This is a genomic window from Castellaniella daejeonensis, from assembly GCF_039523555.1.
Lineage (GTDB): Bacteria > Pseudomonadota > Gammaproteobacteria > Burkholderiales > Burkholderiaceae_B > Castellaniella > Castellaniella daejeonensis.
In genome coordinates, this window is sequence record NZ_BAAAFN010000006.1 from 395,170 (window position 1) to 409,739 (window position 14,570).

The window sequence follows — 14,570 nt, forward strand, 5'->3', positions numbered from 1 at the left end:
CAGGCCAGACGCAAGCCCCGGCCTACACCGCCGCCGCCAGTCGGGCCGCCAGACCGATGTAGCTGCGCGGCGTCATGGCCAGAAGCCGTGCCTTGGGTTCGTCGGGCAGGTCCAGGCCGGAGATGAATTCCCGCAGGGCCTGCTCGGTGATGCCCTTGCCGCGCGTCAGGGCCTTCAGTTGTTCGTAGGGCTGCGGCAGGCCATAGCGACGCATCACTGTCTGCACGGGCTCGGCCAGGATTTCCCAGCAGGCGTCGATGTCGGCATCGATGGCTGCTGGATTCAGTTCCAGCTTGCCCAGGCCGCGCAGGCAGGCTTCGTAGGCCACCAGGCCGTAGCCCAGCGCCACGCCCAGGTTGCGCAGCACCGTGGAATCCGTGAGATCTCGCTGCCAGCGCGACACCGGCAGCTTTTCCGACAGGTGTCGCAACACCGCGTTGGCCAGGCCCAGGTTGCCTTCGGAATTCTCGAAGTCGATCGGGTTGACCTTGTGCGGCATGGTGGACGAACCCACCTCGCCGTCCTTCAGGCGCTGCTTGAAGTATCCCAGGGAGATATAGCCCCAGACATCGCGGTTCAGGTCCAGCAGGATCGTGTTGGCGCGGGCGATCGCATCGAACAGGGCCGCCATCCAGTCGTGCGGTTCGATCTGGATCGAATAGGGATTCTGGACCAGCCCCAGGCCGCCCAGGACCTTGCCGGAGAAAGCGGGCCAGTCGACTTCCGGGTAGGCCGCGAGATGGGCGTTGTAGTTGCCGGTGGCGCCGTTCATCTTGGCCAGGGGCTGCACGGCGCGGATCGCATCCAGGGCCCGGTCCAGGCGGGCGACCACGTTGGCGAATTCCTTGCCCATGGTGCTGGGCGTGGCCGGCTGGCCGTGCGTGCGCGACAGCAGCGGCTGGTCGGCGTGCCGGTGCGCCAGTTCGCGCAGGCGGGTGGCGACCGATTCCAGGGCGGGCACCACGCACAGGGTGCGCGCGCGGCCCAGCATCAGGGCGTGCGAGGTGTTGTTGATGTCTTCGGAGGTGCAGGCGAAATGGATGAACTCGGCCGCCCGGGACAGCTCGGCATCGTCGGCCACCTGCTCCTTCAGCCAGTATTCCACCGCCTTCACGTCATGGTTGGTGGTGCGTTCGATGGCCTTGATGCGGGCTGCGTCCGCTTCGGAGAAATTCTCCACCAGCGCCTGCAGCCGTGCGCGCGCAGCAGCCGAAAAAGCGGGCAGCTCGGGCAGGCCGGCGTCGGACAGGCCGATCAGCCAGGCGATCTCGACCTCGACCCGATGCGCCATGAAACCGGCTTCGGACAGGTAGGGGCGCAGGGCATCGGCCTTGGCCGCGTAGCGCCCATCCAGGGGCGACAGCGCGTTGAGCGCGCTGAGGGAAGAATCAATATGCATCATCGACGGGAACGAGAAGGCGCCGCAGCCCGGCTACAGGACCGGGGGGCGCGAGACTGTGGAACGAACGGCGACCTGGAAATGCTCCGCACCAGCGAGGCAGCAAAGCGAATCCCAAGCCAGGATTCTAGCACCCGCCCCGGCCGTCTCCGCCGGCGGGGCTTATATACCACACCTGGCCCCTGGCTGTTGATAAAAAAAGGTCAAAAAGACCCCCACATCCCCAGTTCCGGAAACCCGTCCTGCTATACTTTTCGAGCCCTGGACTATCCTGTTTCCTCATGAAATTGATCGGTTCCCTGACCAGCCCCTACGTTCGCAAAGTGCGTATCGTGCTGGCCGAGAAAAAGCTCGATTACGAGCTGATCCTCGACGACCCCTGGGGTCCCGCGACGCACGTCACGGCGCACAACCCCCTGGGCAAGGTGCCCTGTCTGATCATGGACGAAAACGGCGCGCTGTTCGACTCGCGCGTCATCGTGGAATACCTGGACACGCTCTCGCCGGTCGGCCGGCTGATCCCGCCCCCCGGGCGCGAACGCGTGGAAGTCAAGCGCTGGGAAGCCATCGCCGACGGCATCATGGATGCCGCCGCGGCCGCGTTCATGGAAACCCACCGCCGGCCCGAACCCCAGCGCAACCCCGACTGGGTCGCCCGCCAGCATCAGAAGATGAGCGCCGGGCTGGACTACATGGAGCAACTGCTGGGCGAACAGTCCTACTGCATGGGCGTCAACCTGTGCCTGGCCGACATCGCCGTGGGCACCGCCCTGGGTTACCTGGACCTGCGCTTCCCGGACATGGACTGGCGCACCGGTCACCCCCACCTGGCCCGCCTGTCGGAAAAGCTCGGCGCCCGCCCGTCCTTTGCCACGACCCGGCCGCCCGCAGCCTAGGCTCGGCGCGCACCAGACGCCAAAAATCCCCGCATGGGCTCTGCCCTTGCGGGGATTTTCATTCGTGACGCCCGACCCCCCAGGCTGCCCGGATACCCGCCTTCAGACGATGATCCCGCCGCCCAGGCAGACGTCGCCGTCGTACAGCACGGCCGATTGTCCCGGGGTCACGGCCCACTGGGGCTCGTCGAAACGCAGCGTGAACTCCGCGCCCTCGCCCACTTCCAGCAGGCAGGCCGAATCGGCCTGTCGGTAGCGGGTCTTGGCGGCGTAGGCGCCCGGCGCCGGCGGTTCGCCCGCCACCCAGCTGGCATCCTGGGCGCTCAGGTGCTCGCTGAGCAGCCAGGGATGATCGTGGCCCTGGACGACGTACAGGACGTTGTTCGCCAGGTCCTTGCGGGCCGCGTACCAGGCATCGGCCGTGCCGTCATCGCGCTGGGCGCCGCGCACCCCGCCGATGCCCAGCCCCTTGCGCTGCCCCAGCGTATGAAAGGCCAGCCCCTGGTGGCGGCCGATTTCGCGGCCGTCCGGAGTCAGCATCGGCCCGGGCTGGGTGGGCAGGTAGCGGTTCAGGAATTCCCGGAACGGCCGCTCGCCGATGAAACAGATGCCCGTGGAATCTTTCTTGGCGGCGTTCGGCAGGCCGATCTCGCGCGCGATGCGGCGGACTTCGGTCTTGGGCAGTTCACCCAGGGGAAACAAGGTGCGCGCCAGCTGATCCTGGTTCAGTCGATGCAGGAAATAGCTCTGGTCCTTGGTGCCGTCCAGGGCCTTCAGCAACTGGCTGCGGGGGCCGTGCGGTGTGTCGACGCGCCGCACCCGGGCATAGTGGCCGGTGGCGATGTAATCGGCGCCCAGCCCCATGGCATGATCCATGAACGCCTTGAACTTGATCTCGGCATTGCACAGCACATCGGGATTGGGCGTACGGCCGGCGGAATATTCCCGCAGGAATTCCGCGAATACCCGGTCCTTGTATTCGGCGGCGAAATTGACCGCCTCGATGTCCACGCCGACCACGTCGGCCACGCTGGCGGCATCCAGCCAGTCCTGGCGCGACGAACAGTATTCGGTGTCGTCGTCGTCTTCCCAGTTCTTCATGAACAGGCCGACGACCTCGTAGCCCTGCTGCTTGAGCAGCCAGGCCGACACCGAAGAATCGACCCCGCCCGACATGCCGATCACGACCCGGGCGCCGCGTGCCGGCCGTTCAGTCATGCAGCGCCTCGTCCACGGTTTCGATCCAATGGCGCACCGGCGTGTCGGTGCCGCCCTGCAGGTGACAGATGCAGCCGATGTTCGACGAAACGATGGTTTCGGGCAACGTCGCCTGGATGGCCTGCAGCTTGCGGTCGCGCAGGGATTTCGACAGCACCGGCTGGGTGATCGAATAGGTGCCCGCCGAGCCGCAGCACAGGTGCGATTCGCCGAAAGACTGGAGATCGAAGCCCAGTTCGGTCAGCAGGCGCTCGGTGACGGCGCGCAGGCCTTGCCAATGCTGCAGGGTACAGGGCGGATGAAAGGCGCTGCGGCCCGGCGCACGGCGCATCTTCGACCGCACCTCGGCCGCCATGGGCGCGAGGAACTCGGCAATGTCCTTGACGTACGGCATCAGGCGCTCGGCGCGCTCGGCATAGGCCGGGTCGTGCTTCAGGTGATGGGCGTACTCCTTGATCATGCCGCCGCAGCCCGAGGCATTCACGATCACCGCTTCGACCTCGCCGGATTCCAGCAGTGGCAGCCAGGCATCCACGTTGGCGCGCATCTGGTCGCGGCCGGCTTCCTGGGCGTCCAGGTGGAAATTGATGGCGCCGCAGCAGCCCGAACCGGCCGCGATACGCGTGCCGACGCCAACCGCGTCCAGCACGCGCAGCGTGGCGGCGTCGATCGAAGGCATCATGGCGGGCTGGACGCAATTGGCCAGCATCAGCACCTGGCGGGCATGGCGGCCGGGCTCGGCCGGCAGCGGCCCGGCCGGGCGGGCCTCGGCGATCTTCGAGCGCAGCACGGCCGGCAGGACGGGCCGCACCCAGCACCCCATCCTGTACAGGGTGCCAAACCAGGGCGAACCCATCAGGCGGCGCAGGGTTTCGCGCAGCAGGCGTTCGCGCAAAGGACGGCGCACGCGCTCGCTGACGATCTGGCGGCCGATGTCCACCAGGGCGCCGTACTGGACGCCCGACGGACAGGTGGTCTCGCAATTGCGGCAGGTCAGGCAGCGGTCCAGATGCTGCTGGGTGACATAGGTGGGCTCGGCGCCTTCCAGGACCTGCTTGATCTGGTAGATGCGCCCGCGCGGGCTGTCGAGCTCGTCGCCCAGGATCTGGTAGGTCGGGCAGGTGGCCAGGCAAAAACCGCAGTGCACGCAGCGGCGCAGGATTTCATCGGCTTCCCGGCCGAGATCGGTATCGCGCGCCCATTCCGCGAGTTGTGTCTGCATGGTGGGTCCTCAGAGTTCCGGATACAGCCGATGGGCATTGAAGATCCCGGCGGGGTCGAATTCCTGCTTCAGCCGCCGGTGGATCTGCAGGACGCCGTCGGCCAGGGGATGGAAGGCCGGCACATCGGCGGGCGCGCCGTCGCGCCGGTACAGGCAGGCGGAACCGCCCAGCGACTGGACCCGGTCGCGCAGCGCCGCCGCATCGTGCGGGCCGGCCAGCCAGCGCAGGCAGCCGCCCCATTCGTGCAGCACGGGCGCAAGGCCCAGCGCCGGCGCGCCGGCAGGCAGGACGATGCGCCACAGGGGCTGCTGGCGGAAGAACGCATGCGTCTGGTCGCGCATGCCCAGCCAGAAGGCATCCGCGGCCTCGTCGTCCAGATGCTCGCCGCCAATTTCTTCCAGTCCCTGGCGCACGGCCGATTCGTTGCCAGACAGGCGCACCGACAGCTTCCCGCCGGCGCCCGAAGCATCGGCCACCCAGGCCGTCGCCGAAACCGGCAGCGGGCGCGACCGCCAGCGCAGGCACTGATCCAGCGCGGACGATTCATCCAGTGCCAGGACACAGGTGGCCTCGCGGCGCGGACGGGGCACGACCTTGAGCGAGACCTCGACCAGCGCCCCCAGGACACCCAGGGATCCCGCCAGCAGACGCGAGACGTCGTAGCCGGCGACGTTCTTCATGACCTCGCCGCCGAAGCGCAGCACGTTGCCATCGGCGCTCAGCAATCGCGTGCCGAGCACGAAATCCGCCAGCGAACCGGCCGCCATGCGGCGCGGGCCGGCCAGGCCCGAGGCCACGCAACCGCCCAGGGTGCCCGCGGTGCCGAAGCGCGGCGGCTCGAAGGCCAGCATCTGGCCTTGCGAGGCCAGCAGCGTCTCGATTTCCGCCAGCGGCGTGCCGGCCCGGGCCGTCAGCACCAGTTCGGACGGCTCATAGCTGACCACGCCGTGATAGGCAGACAGGTCCAGCCAGGACGCGGCGCCTTCCGGCGGCAGCGGCCCGCCGTAAAAAAGCCGAGTGCCGCCGCCCCGGATCAGAAGCTGCCGCTGGGCCGCGCGCGCGGTCACGACCTGCTCGCAGAGTTCGGACAATACGAATTCCATGGTTGGGCCTATTCAGTCCTAGAACCGGGGGATGTCGGGGAAACGGATGTCGCCCTGATGCACGTGCATCTTGCCGTATTCCGCGCAGCGCACCAGCGTGGGAATGAGCTTGAGCGGATTGAGCAGGCCGTAGGGATCGAAGGCGCGCTTGACCGCCGAAAAGGCGTCCAGTTCGTCGCGCGTGAACTGCGAGCACATCTGGTTGATCTTTTCCAGGCCCACGCCATGCTCGCCGGTGATGGTGCCGCCCACCTGGACGCACAGCTCGAGGATGGCTGCACCGAAGGCCTCGGCGCGCTCGACCTCGTCGGGCTGGTTGGCGTCGAACAGGATCAGGGGGTGCAGATTGCCGTCACCGGCATGGAAGACGTTCGAGCAACGCAGGCCGAACTGTGTTTCCATCCCCGCGATGGCCGCCAGGACCTTGCCCAGGTGGCGGCGCGGGATGGTGCCGTCCATGCAGTAGTAGTCGGGCGAGATGCGGCCGGCCGCGGGAAAGGCGTTCTTGCGCCCGGCCCAGAATTTCAGGCGCTCTTCCTCGGACGAGGACGTCTGCAGCCGGGTGGCGCCCGCCTCGCGCAGCAGGGCCTCGACGCGGGCGATTTCCTCGGAAACCTCGTCGGGCGTGCCATCGGATTCGCACAGCAGGATGGCCTCGGCCTGCAGGTCGTAGCCGGCCCCCACGAATGGCTCGACCATGTGCACCGCGCGCTTGTCCATCAGCTCCAGGCCGGCGGGGATGATGCCGTCGGCGATGATGCGCGTGACACCTTCCCCCGCCTGCTCGACGCTGGGGAAACTGGCCATGACCACCCGCGCCAGTTGCGGACGGGGGATCAGGCGCACCGTGACCTCGGTCACCAGGCCGAGCATGCCCTCGGAACCGATGAAGGCCTGCAGCAGGTTCAGGCCCGGTGCGTCCGGCGCCTCGCCGCCCAGTTCGACGATCTCGCCCTCGATCGTGACCACCCGCACGCGCAGCACGTTGTGCACCGTCAGGCCGTATTTCAGGCAGTGCACGCCGCCCGAGTTTTCCGCCACGTTGCCGCCGATGGAACAGGCGATCTGGCTGGACGGATCGGGCGCGTAGTACAGGCCATGGGGCGCCGCGGCCTCGGAGATCGCCAGGTTGCGCACGCCGGGGCCGACCACCGCCACACAGGTCTCGGGATCCAGGCGCAGGATGCGATTGAGCTTGGCCAGACCGATGACCACCCCCTGGGGATGCGGCGTGGCCCCGCCCGACAGGCCGGTGCCCGCGCCGCGCGGCACGACCGGCACGTTGTGCTCGTGGCAGGCCTTGAGGATGGCGATGACCTGGGCTTCGTTTTCGGGCAGCACCACGACGGGCGGCTGCTCGCGGTACAGAGACAACCCATCGCATTCGTAGACGCGGGTCTGTTCGGGCCGTGTCAGGATGCAGTGCGCCGGCACGTCCCGCGCGATGCGGGCGAGGAAGCCGGGAAAATCAGGCACGATGGCATGCCGTTCGTCCGGAGAGCTTGCGATATCCATGGGGTTCCTCGGGGCCTAGGCGGCCGGCGGCAGGATCTTGCCGGGATTGAGCACATTGTGCGGATCCAGCGCGGCCTTCAGGGCCGCCATCACGTCCAGCGCATCCTGTCCGTGCTCGGCCCGCATGAAGGCTTGCTTGTGCAAGCCCACCCCGTGTTCTCCTGTGCAGGTGCCCTGCATGGCGATGGCGCGCGCCACCAGGCGCTGGTTGAGCTTTTCGGATTCGGCCCATTCCCCGGGATCGTCTGGATCGAGCAGCATCAGCACGTGGAAATTGCCGTCGCCCACGTGACCCACGATCGTATAGGAGAAACTGGCCTGGTCCAGCTCGCGCGCGGTTTCGCCCACGCACTCGGCCAATCGGGAAATCGGCACGCACACGTCGGTCGTGCTGGAACGGCAGCCGGGGCGCAGCTGCAGGCCGGCGAAATAGGCGTTGTGACGCGCCGTCCACAGGCGGCTGCGGTCTTCGGGCCGATCTGCCCATTCGAAATCCTGGCCGCCGTGCTCGCGCGCGATGGCCTGCACCGACTCGGCCTGTTCGCGCACCGAGGCCGGGCTGCCGTGAAATTCGAACAGCAGCAGCGGCGATTCGCGCAGGCTCAGGTGGCTGTAGCGATTGGTCGCCCGCACGGCGTGGGCGTCCATGAATTCGATCCGGGCCACCGGCACGCCCATCTGGATGACTTCGATCACGCTGTTGACGGCGGCATCCAGGTCCGGGAAATTGCAGATGGCCGCGGACACCGCCTCGGGCTGGGGATACAGGCGCACGGTGACTTCGACGATGATGCCCAGGGTGCCTTCGCTGCCCACGAACAGGCGGGTCAGGTCGTAGCCCGCCGAAGACTTGCGGGCGCGGCTGGCGGTCTCGATCACCCGGCCGTTGGCCGTGACGACCTTCAGCGACATGACGTTCTCGCGCATGGTGCCATAGCGCACGGCATTGGTGCCCGAGGCGCGGGTTGCCGCCATGCCGCCCAGGCTGGCATCGGCGCCCGGATCGATCGGGAAGAACAGGCCGGTGTCGCGCAGGGCTTCGTTGAGCTGCTTGCGTGTGACGCCGGCCTGGACCGTGGCCGTGAAGTCTTCGGCGTGCACGGCCACGATCCGGTTCATTCCCGACAGGTCCAGGCAGACCCCGCCCTGGACCGCCAGCAGGTGGCCTTCGAGCGAGGAGCCGGCGCCGTAGGGAATCAGGGCGATGCCGTGGTCATGGCAATGGCGCGCGACCCAGGCGACCTCGTCCACGTCCTGGGCGAAGACCACCGCGTCGGGCGGCATGGTCGGATACGGGGATTCGTCGCGCCCGTGGTGCTCGCGCACCGCCTGCGCCGTGGAGCAGCGCTCGCCGAACCGCGCCTGAAGCGCCGTCAGGAATCCTTCCGGCAAGGGGCGGGCCTGCTGGGCGATGTGCAAGGTGTCCATGGATGCAATCCTGTCTTCTCTTAAGCCTTCAGCTTGCCATAGGGGGCATCAGGCGGCGCTGCCGACCGATTCGGCCGCCGCCCGCACTGCCTGGCGGCGCGCCCGCGCCGCCGCGGCCAGGCGATCCAGCAAGCCCACCGTCGTATCCCAGTCGACGCAGCCGTCGGTGATGCTCTGACCATACACCAGGGGCTTGCCCGGCACCAGGTCCTGGCGGCCGCCCACCAGGTGGCTTTCCACCATGACGCCGAACAGGCGCGTGTCGCCGGCCTCGACCTGGGCGCAGATGTCATCGATCACCAGCGGCTGGCGGGTGTAGTCCTTGCTGCTGTTGGCGTGGCTGGCGTCCACCATGACGCGCGGACGCATGCCGGCCTTTTCCAGGGCCTGGGCCGCCGCCTGGACGTGCTCGGCCTGGTAGTTGGGCGCCTTGCCGCCGCGCAGGATCACGTGGCAGTCCTCGTTGCCGCGCGTGGACACGATGGCGGAATGCCCGCCCTTGGTGACCGACAGGAAATAGTGCGGCTGCGACGAGGCCTTGAGCGCATCGATGGCGATGCGGGTGTTGCCGTCGGTGCCGTTCTTGAAGCCCACCGGGCAGGACAGCCCCGAGGCCAGTTCGCGGTGCACCTGGCTTTCCGTGGTGCGCGCACCGATGGCGCCCCAGGACACCAGGTCGGCGATGTACTGCGGCGTGATCATGTCCAGGAACTCGGTGCCGGCCGGCAGGCCAAGGGCATTGATGTCGATCAGCAGCTCGCGCGCGGTGCGCAGGCCCTGGTTGATGTCGAAACTGCCGTCCAGGCCGGGGTCGTTGATCAGGCCCTTCCAGCCCACCGTGGTGCGGGGCTTTTCGAAGTACACCCGCATGACGATTTCCAGGTCGGCGCCCAGGCGTTCGCGCTGGGGCGCCAGGCGGCGGGCATATTCCATGGCCGCCTGGGTGTCATGGATGGAGCACGGGCCGACCACGACGACCAGGCGGTCGTCGGTGCCGTAGAGGATATTGTGGATGGCGTGCCGCGCATCGTGAACCGTGCGGGAGATGTCCGGCGTGCAGGGAAATTCGCGCATCACATGGGCGGGCGGGGCCAGCTCGCGGATTTCTCGGATGCGGGTATCGTCGGTATTGTGTGACACGATCATGCTCCATTCATGGGCCGGATGCGGGGGCGGCAACAAAAAAGCCGCCTGGCAGCGCCGGCGGCTTTTTCGGGAATGTGTGGTCTACCTTTTAGTACAGCGATTCCCTTCCTCCACCAGCGGCTTTGGAAACGTAAAAAAGTAGAAAAAATAAGGAATCGAGTGCATTGGTGAATCCTAGCACAGTCTGCGCCGCCGGGGCAAGAAAGTTGCTCCGGCGGGACTCTCTGGATCTTTTGCGCCCGAAGGATTTCCTACGCTCCCCCAGCCTTTTCCATGCGATCCGGTCGCCCCGCATGAATCGATGGGCGAATCCTAGCACGCACCCCGCCCTCCTCGGCTAGAAAATTGCTCTAGGGATGCCAGAAGGATTTTCCACCCTGCACCTCCACTGTCAGCTCCGAGCGAATGTTTCTTGTGAATTGATTAGTGCCCGAATCATTCTATAATACATAATTCGCCTAGACACCATTTCACACATATACATTCCGAGATCCATTCACCGGACACCCAGGAGGCATCGATGAAATCCGCACAGAAGAAATCCGCGCTGAAACCCTGGCTGCTCGCCGCAGCCGCCGCCTGCACGCTGGGCCAGGCCGCCACCGTGCAGGCGGCCGACCTGGCCGCCATCCGCGAGAGCGGCACGCTGCGCGTGGCCATCGCCAATGAAATCCCTTATGGCTACATGGACCTGAACGGAGAGGCCAAGGGCGTCGGGCCCGACGTGGCCAAGCACATCGCCAAGGCGCTGGGCATCGGCAAGATCGAATGGACCACCACGGCGTTCGGCTCCCTGATCCCGGGCCTGCAGGCCGACCGCTACGACATGGTGGCCGCCGAAATGGCCATCCTGCCGCAGCGCTGCGAGCAGGTGTTCTATTCCGAACCCAACAGCTCCTATGGCGAAGGCCTGCTGGTGGCCAAGGGCAATCCGAAGGGCATCCATGACTACGAAAGCTTCGCCGCCTCGGATCACAAGGTCGCGGTCATGGCAGGCGCCGACCAGCTGGAAATCCTGCAGGCGCTGAAGGTGCCCGCCAGCCGGATCGTCACCATCGCGAACAACGCCGACGCGATCTCCACGGTGACCACCGGACGCGCGGACGGCTACGCGGCCACCAGCCTGACCGTCAGCCAGCTGGCCGCCAAGAGCAAGGGCAAGACCGAGGCCGCCCATGACTTCAAGGACCCGATGGTCGACGGACAACCGGTGCGCAGCTGGGGCGGCTTCGCCTTCTCCAAGGACTCCGGTTCGCTGCGCGACGCCGTGAACCAGGAACTGGCGAAATTCAAGAAGACCGACGACTGGAAGAAGATCATGAGCGACTATGGCTTTTCCGCCGAGGACGCCTCGCAGTCCTTCGAGCGCACCACCGCGCAGCTTTGCGCCGGCTAAGGTCCGCCCGCGCCGAGCATGGACTGGCTGTCCTACCTGAACCCCCTGATGCAGGGCGCCTGGGTCACGATCCGGCTGGCCCTGTATTCCACCCTGCTGGGGGGAATGTTTTCCTTCCTGTTCGGCATCGGACGCCTGTCCGGGTCCGCGCCCTGCCGCTGGGCCTCGATCGCCATGATCGAGATCTTCCGCGGAACCTCGCTGCTGGTGCAGCTGTTCTGGCTGTTCTTCGCCCTGCCGGTGCTGGGGCAGGCCCTGGGCCTGGACCTGCGCCTGCCGCCGGTGGTGGCGGGCACGCTGGCCCTGAGCCTGAACATCGGCGCATACGGGGCCGAGGTCGTGCGCGGCGCGCTGCAGGCCGTGCCGCACAGCCAGCACGAGGCCGCCAAGGCGCTGGATTTCACGCCGCGCCAGATCCTGTGGCGCATCTCCATTCCGCAGGCCGTCCCGGAAATGATGCCCAGCTTCAGCAACCTGGCGATACAGAACCTGAAGGACACCGCCCTGGTGTCGCTGATCGGGCTGGGCGACCTGGCCTTCCAGGCCGAACGCGTGCGCAATTTCACCCAGGACAGCGTCGGTGTCTACACCCTGCTGCTGCTCATGTATTTCGGCATGGCACTGGTGCTGGCCGGCCTGCTGCGTCTCATGGAAACCCGCGTCGGGCGCTGGCGCGCCAGAGGAATCTGAATGCTGTTCGGCATCGAATGGAACACCGCCAACGACTGGGTGTTCGCCTGGTCGATCCTGCCCATCCTGCTGCGCGGCCTGATCGTCACGATCGAGGCCACGCTGCTGGGTTTCGTGGTCGGCGCCGCGCTGGGCCTGGTGCTGGCGGCCCTGAAAAGCGTGCGCTTCCGGCTGATCTCCTGGCCCGCCCGCGTGTTCACGGAATTCCTGCGCGACACCCCGTTGCTGGTGCAGCTGTTCTTCCTGTACTACGTGCTGCCGGAATACGGGCTGGTGCTGCCCGCCTTCCTGACCGGCGCACTGGCGCTGGGTGTGCAGTACAGCGCCTACATGTCCGAGGTCTACCGCGCCGGCCTGGAATCGATCACCCGGGGACAGGTCGAGGCCGCGCGCGCGCTGGACATTTCCCCGCTGCGCATCTTCACGGTCGTCATCCTGCCGCAGGCGATTCCCCGCATCATCCCGGCGCTGGGCAACTACCTGGTTTCCATCATGAAGGACGTGCCCGTGCTGTCGGTGGTGTCCATCCTGGAACTGCTCAACGTCGCGCGCATCATTGGCGACCGCAGCTTCAACTACATGGTGCCGCTGACGCTGGTGGGCGTGCTCTACCTGATCCTGACCCTGGTCGCCTCGGCCGGCGTGCGCTACCTGGACGAACACCTGCCCAAGCGCGGCATTCCGCTGCATTGAACCCACGATGAACGATACTTCGAACCCTTCCGATCCGGCCTCCCCCATCATCGTGATGGACCAGGTCGTCAAGCGCTTCGGCGACGCACTCGTGCTCGATCATCTGGATTTCCAGGTGGCCAAGGGCGAGAAAGTCACCATCATCGGTCCGTCGGGCTCGGGCAAGTCCACGGTGCTGCGCATCCTGATGACCCTGGAGACCATCGACTCGGGCCTGATCCACGTGGCCGGCAAGCCCCTGTGGCACGAATACCGCGACGGCCGCCCCGTGCCCGCCAGCGAAGCCCATCTGCGCGCCATGCGCAAGGAAATGGGCATGGTGTTCCAGCAGTTCAACCTGTTCCCCCACATGACGGTGCGGCGCAACATCACCGAATCGCCCATCCACGTGCTGGGCCTGTCGAAGGCAGAAGCCGAGCAGCGCGCCCACGAGTACCTGGAGCTTGTCGGCATGACCGAGCATGCCGACAAGTTTCCCGGCCAGCTGTCCGGCGGCCAGCAGCAGCGCGTGGCCATCGCCCGTGCCCTGGCCATGCGTCCGAACATCATGCTGTTCGACGAACCGACCTCGGCCCTGGATCCCGAGCTGGTCGGCGAGGTGCTGACCGTGATCCGCCGCCTGTCCGAGGAACACGACCTGACCATGCTGCTGGTGACCCACGAGATGGAATTTGCCCGCCAGATATCGGATCGGGTGTGCTTCTTCGACAAGGGCGTCGTGGTGGAGCAGGCGCCGCCCGAGGAAATGTTCGCCGAACCCCGGGAAGAACGCACCCGCGAATTCCTGAAAACCTTCATCCGCACCCGGCAGGGGGCCTGAGCCGGAAGCGAACCGGGCGCGGGACTGCCCCGCGCCCGGTGGATCATGCGCAGGCTAGGCAGCCACCCGCAGCGGCGACAGCGGCTCGGCCGACTGCCGCGCCGCGATATGCTCGGGGCGCGGCTTCATGCCGTGAAACGGCGCCACCAGGCGGTTTTCCACGCTGTTGTAGACCATGAAGACATTGCTGCGCGGCCAGGGCGAGAGGTTTCCGGCCGAACCATGCAGCGTGTTGCAATCGAAGAACACCACCGAGCCGGCCGGCGCGATCACGGCCTCGAGGCCGCCCTGCTCCGCCAGCAGGCGCAGGCTGACCGGATCCGGCACCCCGACTTCCTGGCGGCGCAGCGAGGCGCGGTAGTGATCTTCCGGCGTTTCCCCGATGCAGGACACGAACTGCCGGTGCGAACCCGGGATCAGCATCAACGGCCCGTTGAACGCCGTGTTGTCCGTCAGCAGCACCGAGCAGCTCAGCGCCCGCATCGCCGGCATGCCGTCTTCCACATGCCAGGTCTCGAAATCGGAATGCCAGTAGAACTCCTTGCCGTCGAGCGCGGGCTTCATGTTCACCCGCGACTGATGGATGTAGACCTCCGATCCCAGGATCTGGCGCGCCACGTCCAGCAGCCGGGGATCACGCGGCAGGTCGGCCAGACGCCGGCCCAGCTCATGCACGCGGAAGATCGAACGCAATGCCGTACCGCCTGGTTCGCGGATCACTTCCTCGCCCTCGCGCACCGCCGGGTCGTGCTCCAGCGCCTGGGCCTCTTCTCGCAACGCCTGGATTTCCCCGGCATCGAACATGCCGGGCAACACCAGGAAACCGTTGCGTTCATAGGACCGCAACTGCGCTTCATCCAGGGCGTCGGCGTAGCGGCCGCCGCCATACACCACGGGATCGCCGCGCGCGATCAGCGCGGCATCCCGTCCTGTGCGTGATACGTAAAAATCCTTCATGTCGTCATCGTCTCCCATCAAATGCCCCGGCTTCGGCCGGGGCCGCTCCACCGGCCATCGGGCCGGCGAAAGCATGCGGGCAATCC

Annotated in this window: 13 protein-coding genes; 5 read left to right on the plus strand and 8 right to left on the minus strand. The window is 66.8% G+C overall.

Going from position 1 to position 14,570, the window contains the following annotated elements:
• Positions 1-22: 22 nt before the first annotated feature.
• Positions 23-1,399 (minus strand): adenylosuccinate lyase, encoded by a 1,377-nt coding sequence (purB, locus tag ABD022_RS03750; RefSeq protein WP_325127013.1) that lies wholly within the window; start codon positions 1,397-1,399, stop codon positions 23-25.
• A gap of 281 nt (positions 1,400-1,680) precedes the next feature.
• On the opposite strand from purB, the gene ABD022_RS03755 reads away from it, so the two are divergent.
• On the plus strand, positions 1,681-2,295 hold the full coding sequence (locus tag ABD022_RS03755; protein ID WP_343820097.1) for a glutathione S-transferase: 615 nt from the start codon (positions 1,681-1,683) through the stop codon (positions 2,293-2,295).
• Between the two features lie 102 nt (positions 2,296-2,397).
• On the opposite strand, the gene mnmA is transcribed toward ABD022_RS03755, so the two are convergent.
• From mnmA to aroG, 6 genes are read right to left on the minus strand one after another with little or no spacing between them, the layout of a single operon-like run.
• Complete coding sequence (gene mnmA / locus ABD022_RS03760) at positions 2,398-3,513, minus strand: tRNA 2-thiouridine(34) synthase MnmA (protein ID WP_343820099.1); 1,116 nt, start codon at positions 3,511-3,513, stop codon at positions 2,398-2,400.
• On the minus strand, positions 3,506-4,735 hold the full coding sequence (gene glcF, locus ABD022_RS03765) for a glycolate oxidase subunit GlcF (protein WP_343820101.1): 1,230 nt from the start codon (positions 4,733-4,735) through the stop codon (positions 3,506-3,508). The genes mnmA and glcF overlap by 8 nt, the downstream gene beginning before the upstream one ends.
• 9 nt (positions 4,736-4,744) lie before the next feature.
• Positions 4,745-5,839: a glycolate oxidase subunit GlcE gene (gene glcE / locus ABD022_RS03770; protein ID WP_325126877.1), complete on the minus strand. Its 1,095-nt coding sequence runs from the start codon at positions 5,837-5,839 to the stop codon at positions 4,745-4,747.
• 18 nt (positions 5,840-5,857) lie between these two features.
• On the minus strand, positions 5,858-7,354 hold the full coding sequence (locus ABD022_RS03775; RefSeq protein ID WP_343820103.1) for an FAD-linked oxidase C-terminal domain-containing protein: 1,497 nt from the start codon (positions 7,352-7,354) through the stop codon (positions 5,858-5,860).
• A gap of 15 nt (positions 7,355-7,369) precedes the next feature.
• Positions 7,370-8,782, minus strand: a complete 1,413-nt coding sequence (locus ABD022_RS03780) for an FAD-binding oxidoreductase (protein ID WP_343820105.1) — start codon at positions 8,780-8,782, stop codon at positions 7,370-7,372.
• 48 nt (positions 8,783-8,830) lie between these two features.
• Positions 8,831-9,922, minus strand: coding sequence for a 3-deoxy-7-phosphoheptulonate synthase AroG (gene aroG / locus ABD022_RS03785; RefSeq protein WP_325127011.1), 1,092 nt, complete (start codon positions 9,920-9,922; stop codon positions 8,831-8,833).
• A gap of 526 nt (positions 9,923-10,448) precedes the next feature.
• On the opposite strand from aroG, the gene ehuB reads away from it, so the two are divergent.
• From ehuB to ehuA, 4 genes are read left to right on the plus strand one after another with little or no spacing between them, the layout of a single operon-like run.
• Positions 10,449-11,324: an ectoine/hydroxyectoine ABC transporter substrate-binding protein EhuB gene (gene ehuB / locus ABD022_RS03790; RefSeq protein WP_325126872.1), complete on the plus strand. Its 876-nt coding sequence runs from the start codon at positions 10,449-10,451 to the stop codon at positions 11,322-11,324.
• Between the two features lie 18 nt (positions 11,325-11,342).
• Positions 11,343-12,014, plus strand: a complete 672-nt coding sequence (ehuC, locus tag ABD022_RS03795; RefSeq protein ID WP_325126870.1) for an ectoine/hydroxyectoine ABC transporter permease subunit EhuC — start codon at positions 11,343-11,345, stop codon at positions 12,012-12,014.
• On the plus strand, positions 12,015-12,707 hold the full coding sequence (gene ehuD, locus ABD022_RS03800) for an ectoine/hydroxyectoine ABC transporter permease subunit EhuD (RefSeq protein WP_325126867.1): 693 nt from the start codon (positions 12,015-12,017) through the stop codon (positions 12,705-12,707).
• Between the two features lie 7 nt (positions 12,708-12,714).
• The gene (gene ehuA / locus ABD022_RS03805) at positions 12,715-13,527 is read left to right on the plus strand and encodes an ectoine/hydroxyectoine ABC transporter ATP-binding protein EhuA (protein ID WP_325126865.1); all 813 of its coding nucleotides are present in this window, start codon (positions 12,715-12,717) and stop codon (positions 13,525-13,527) included.
• A gap of 54 nt (positions 13,528-13,581) precedes the next feature.
• Here ehuA and thpD read toward each other — a convergent pair whose 3' ends face one another.
• On the minus strand, positions 13,582-14,484 hold the full coding sequence (gene thpD, locus ABD022_RS03810; RefSeq protein ID WP_325126863.1) for an ectoine hydroxylase: 903 nt from the start codon (positions 14,482-14,484) through the stop codon (positions 13,582-13,584).
• Positions 14,485-14,570: the final 86 nt, after the last annotated feature.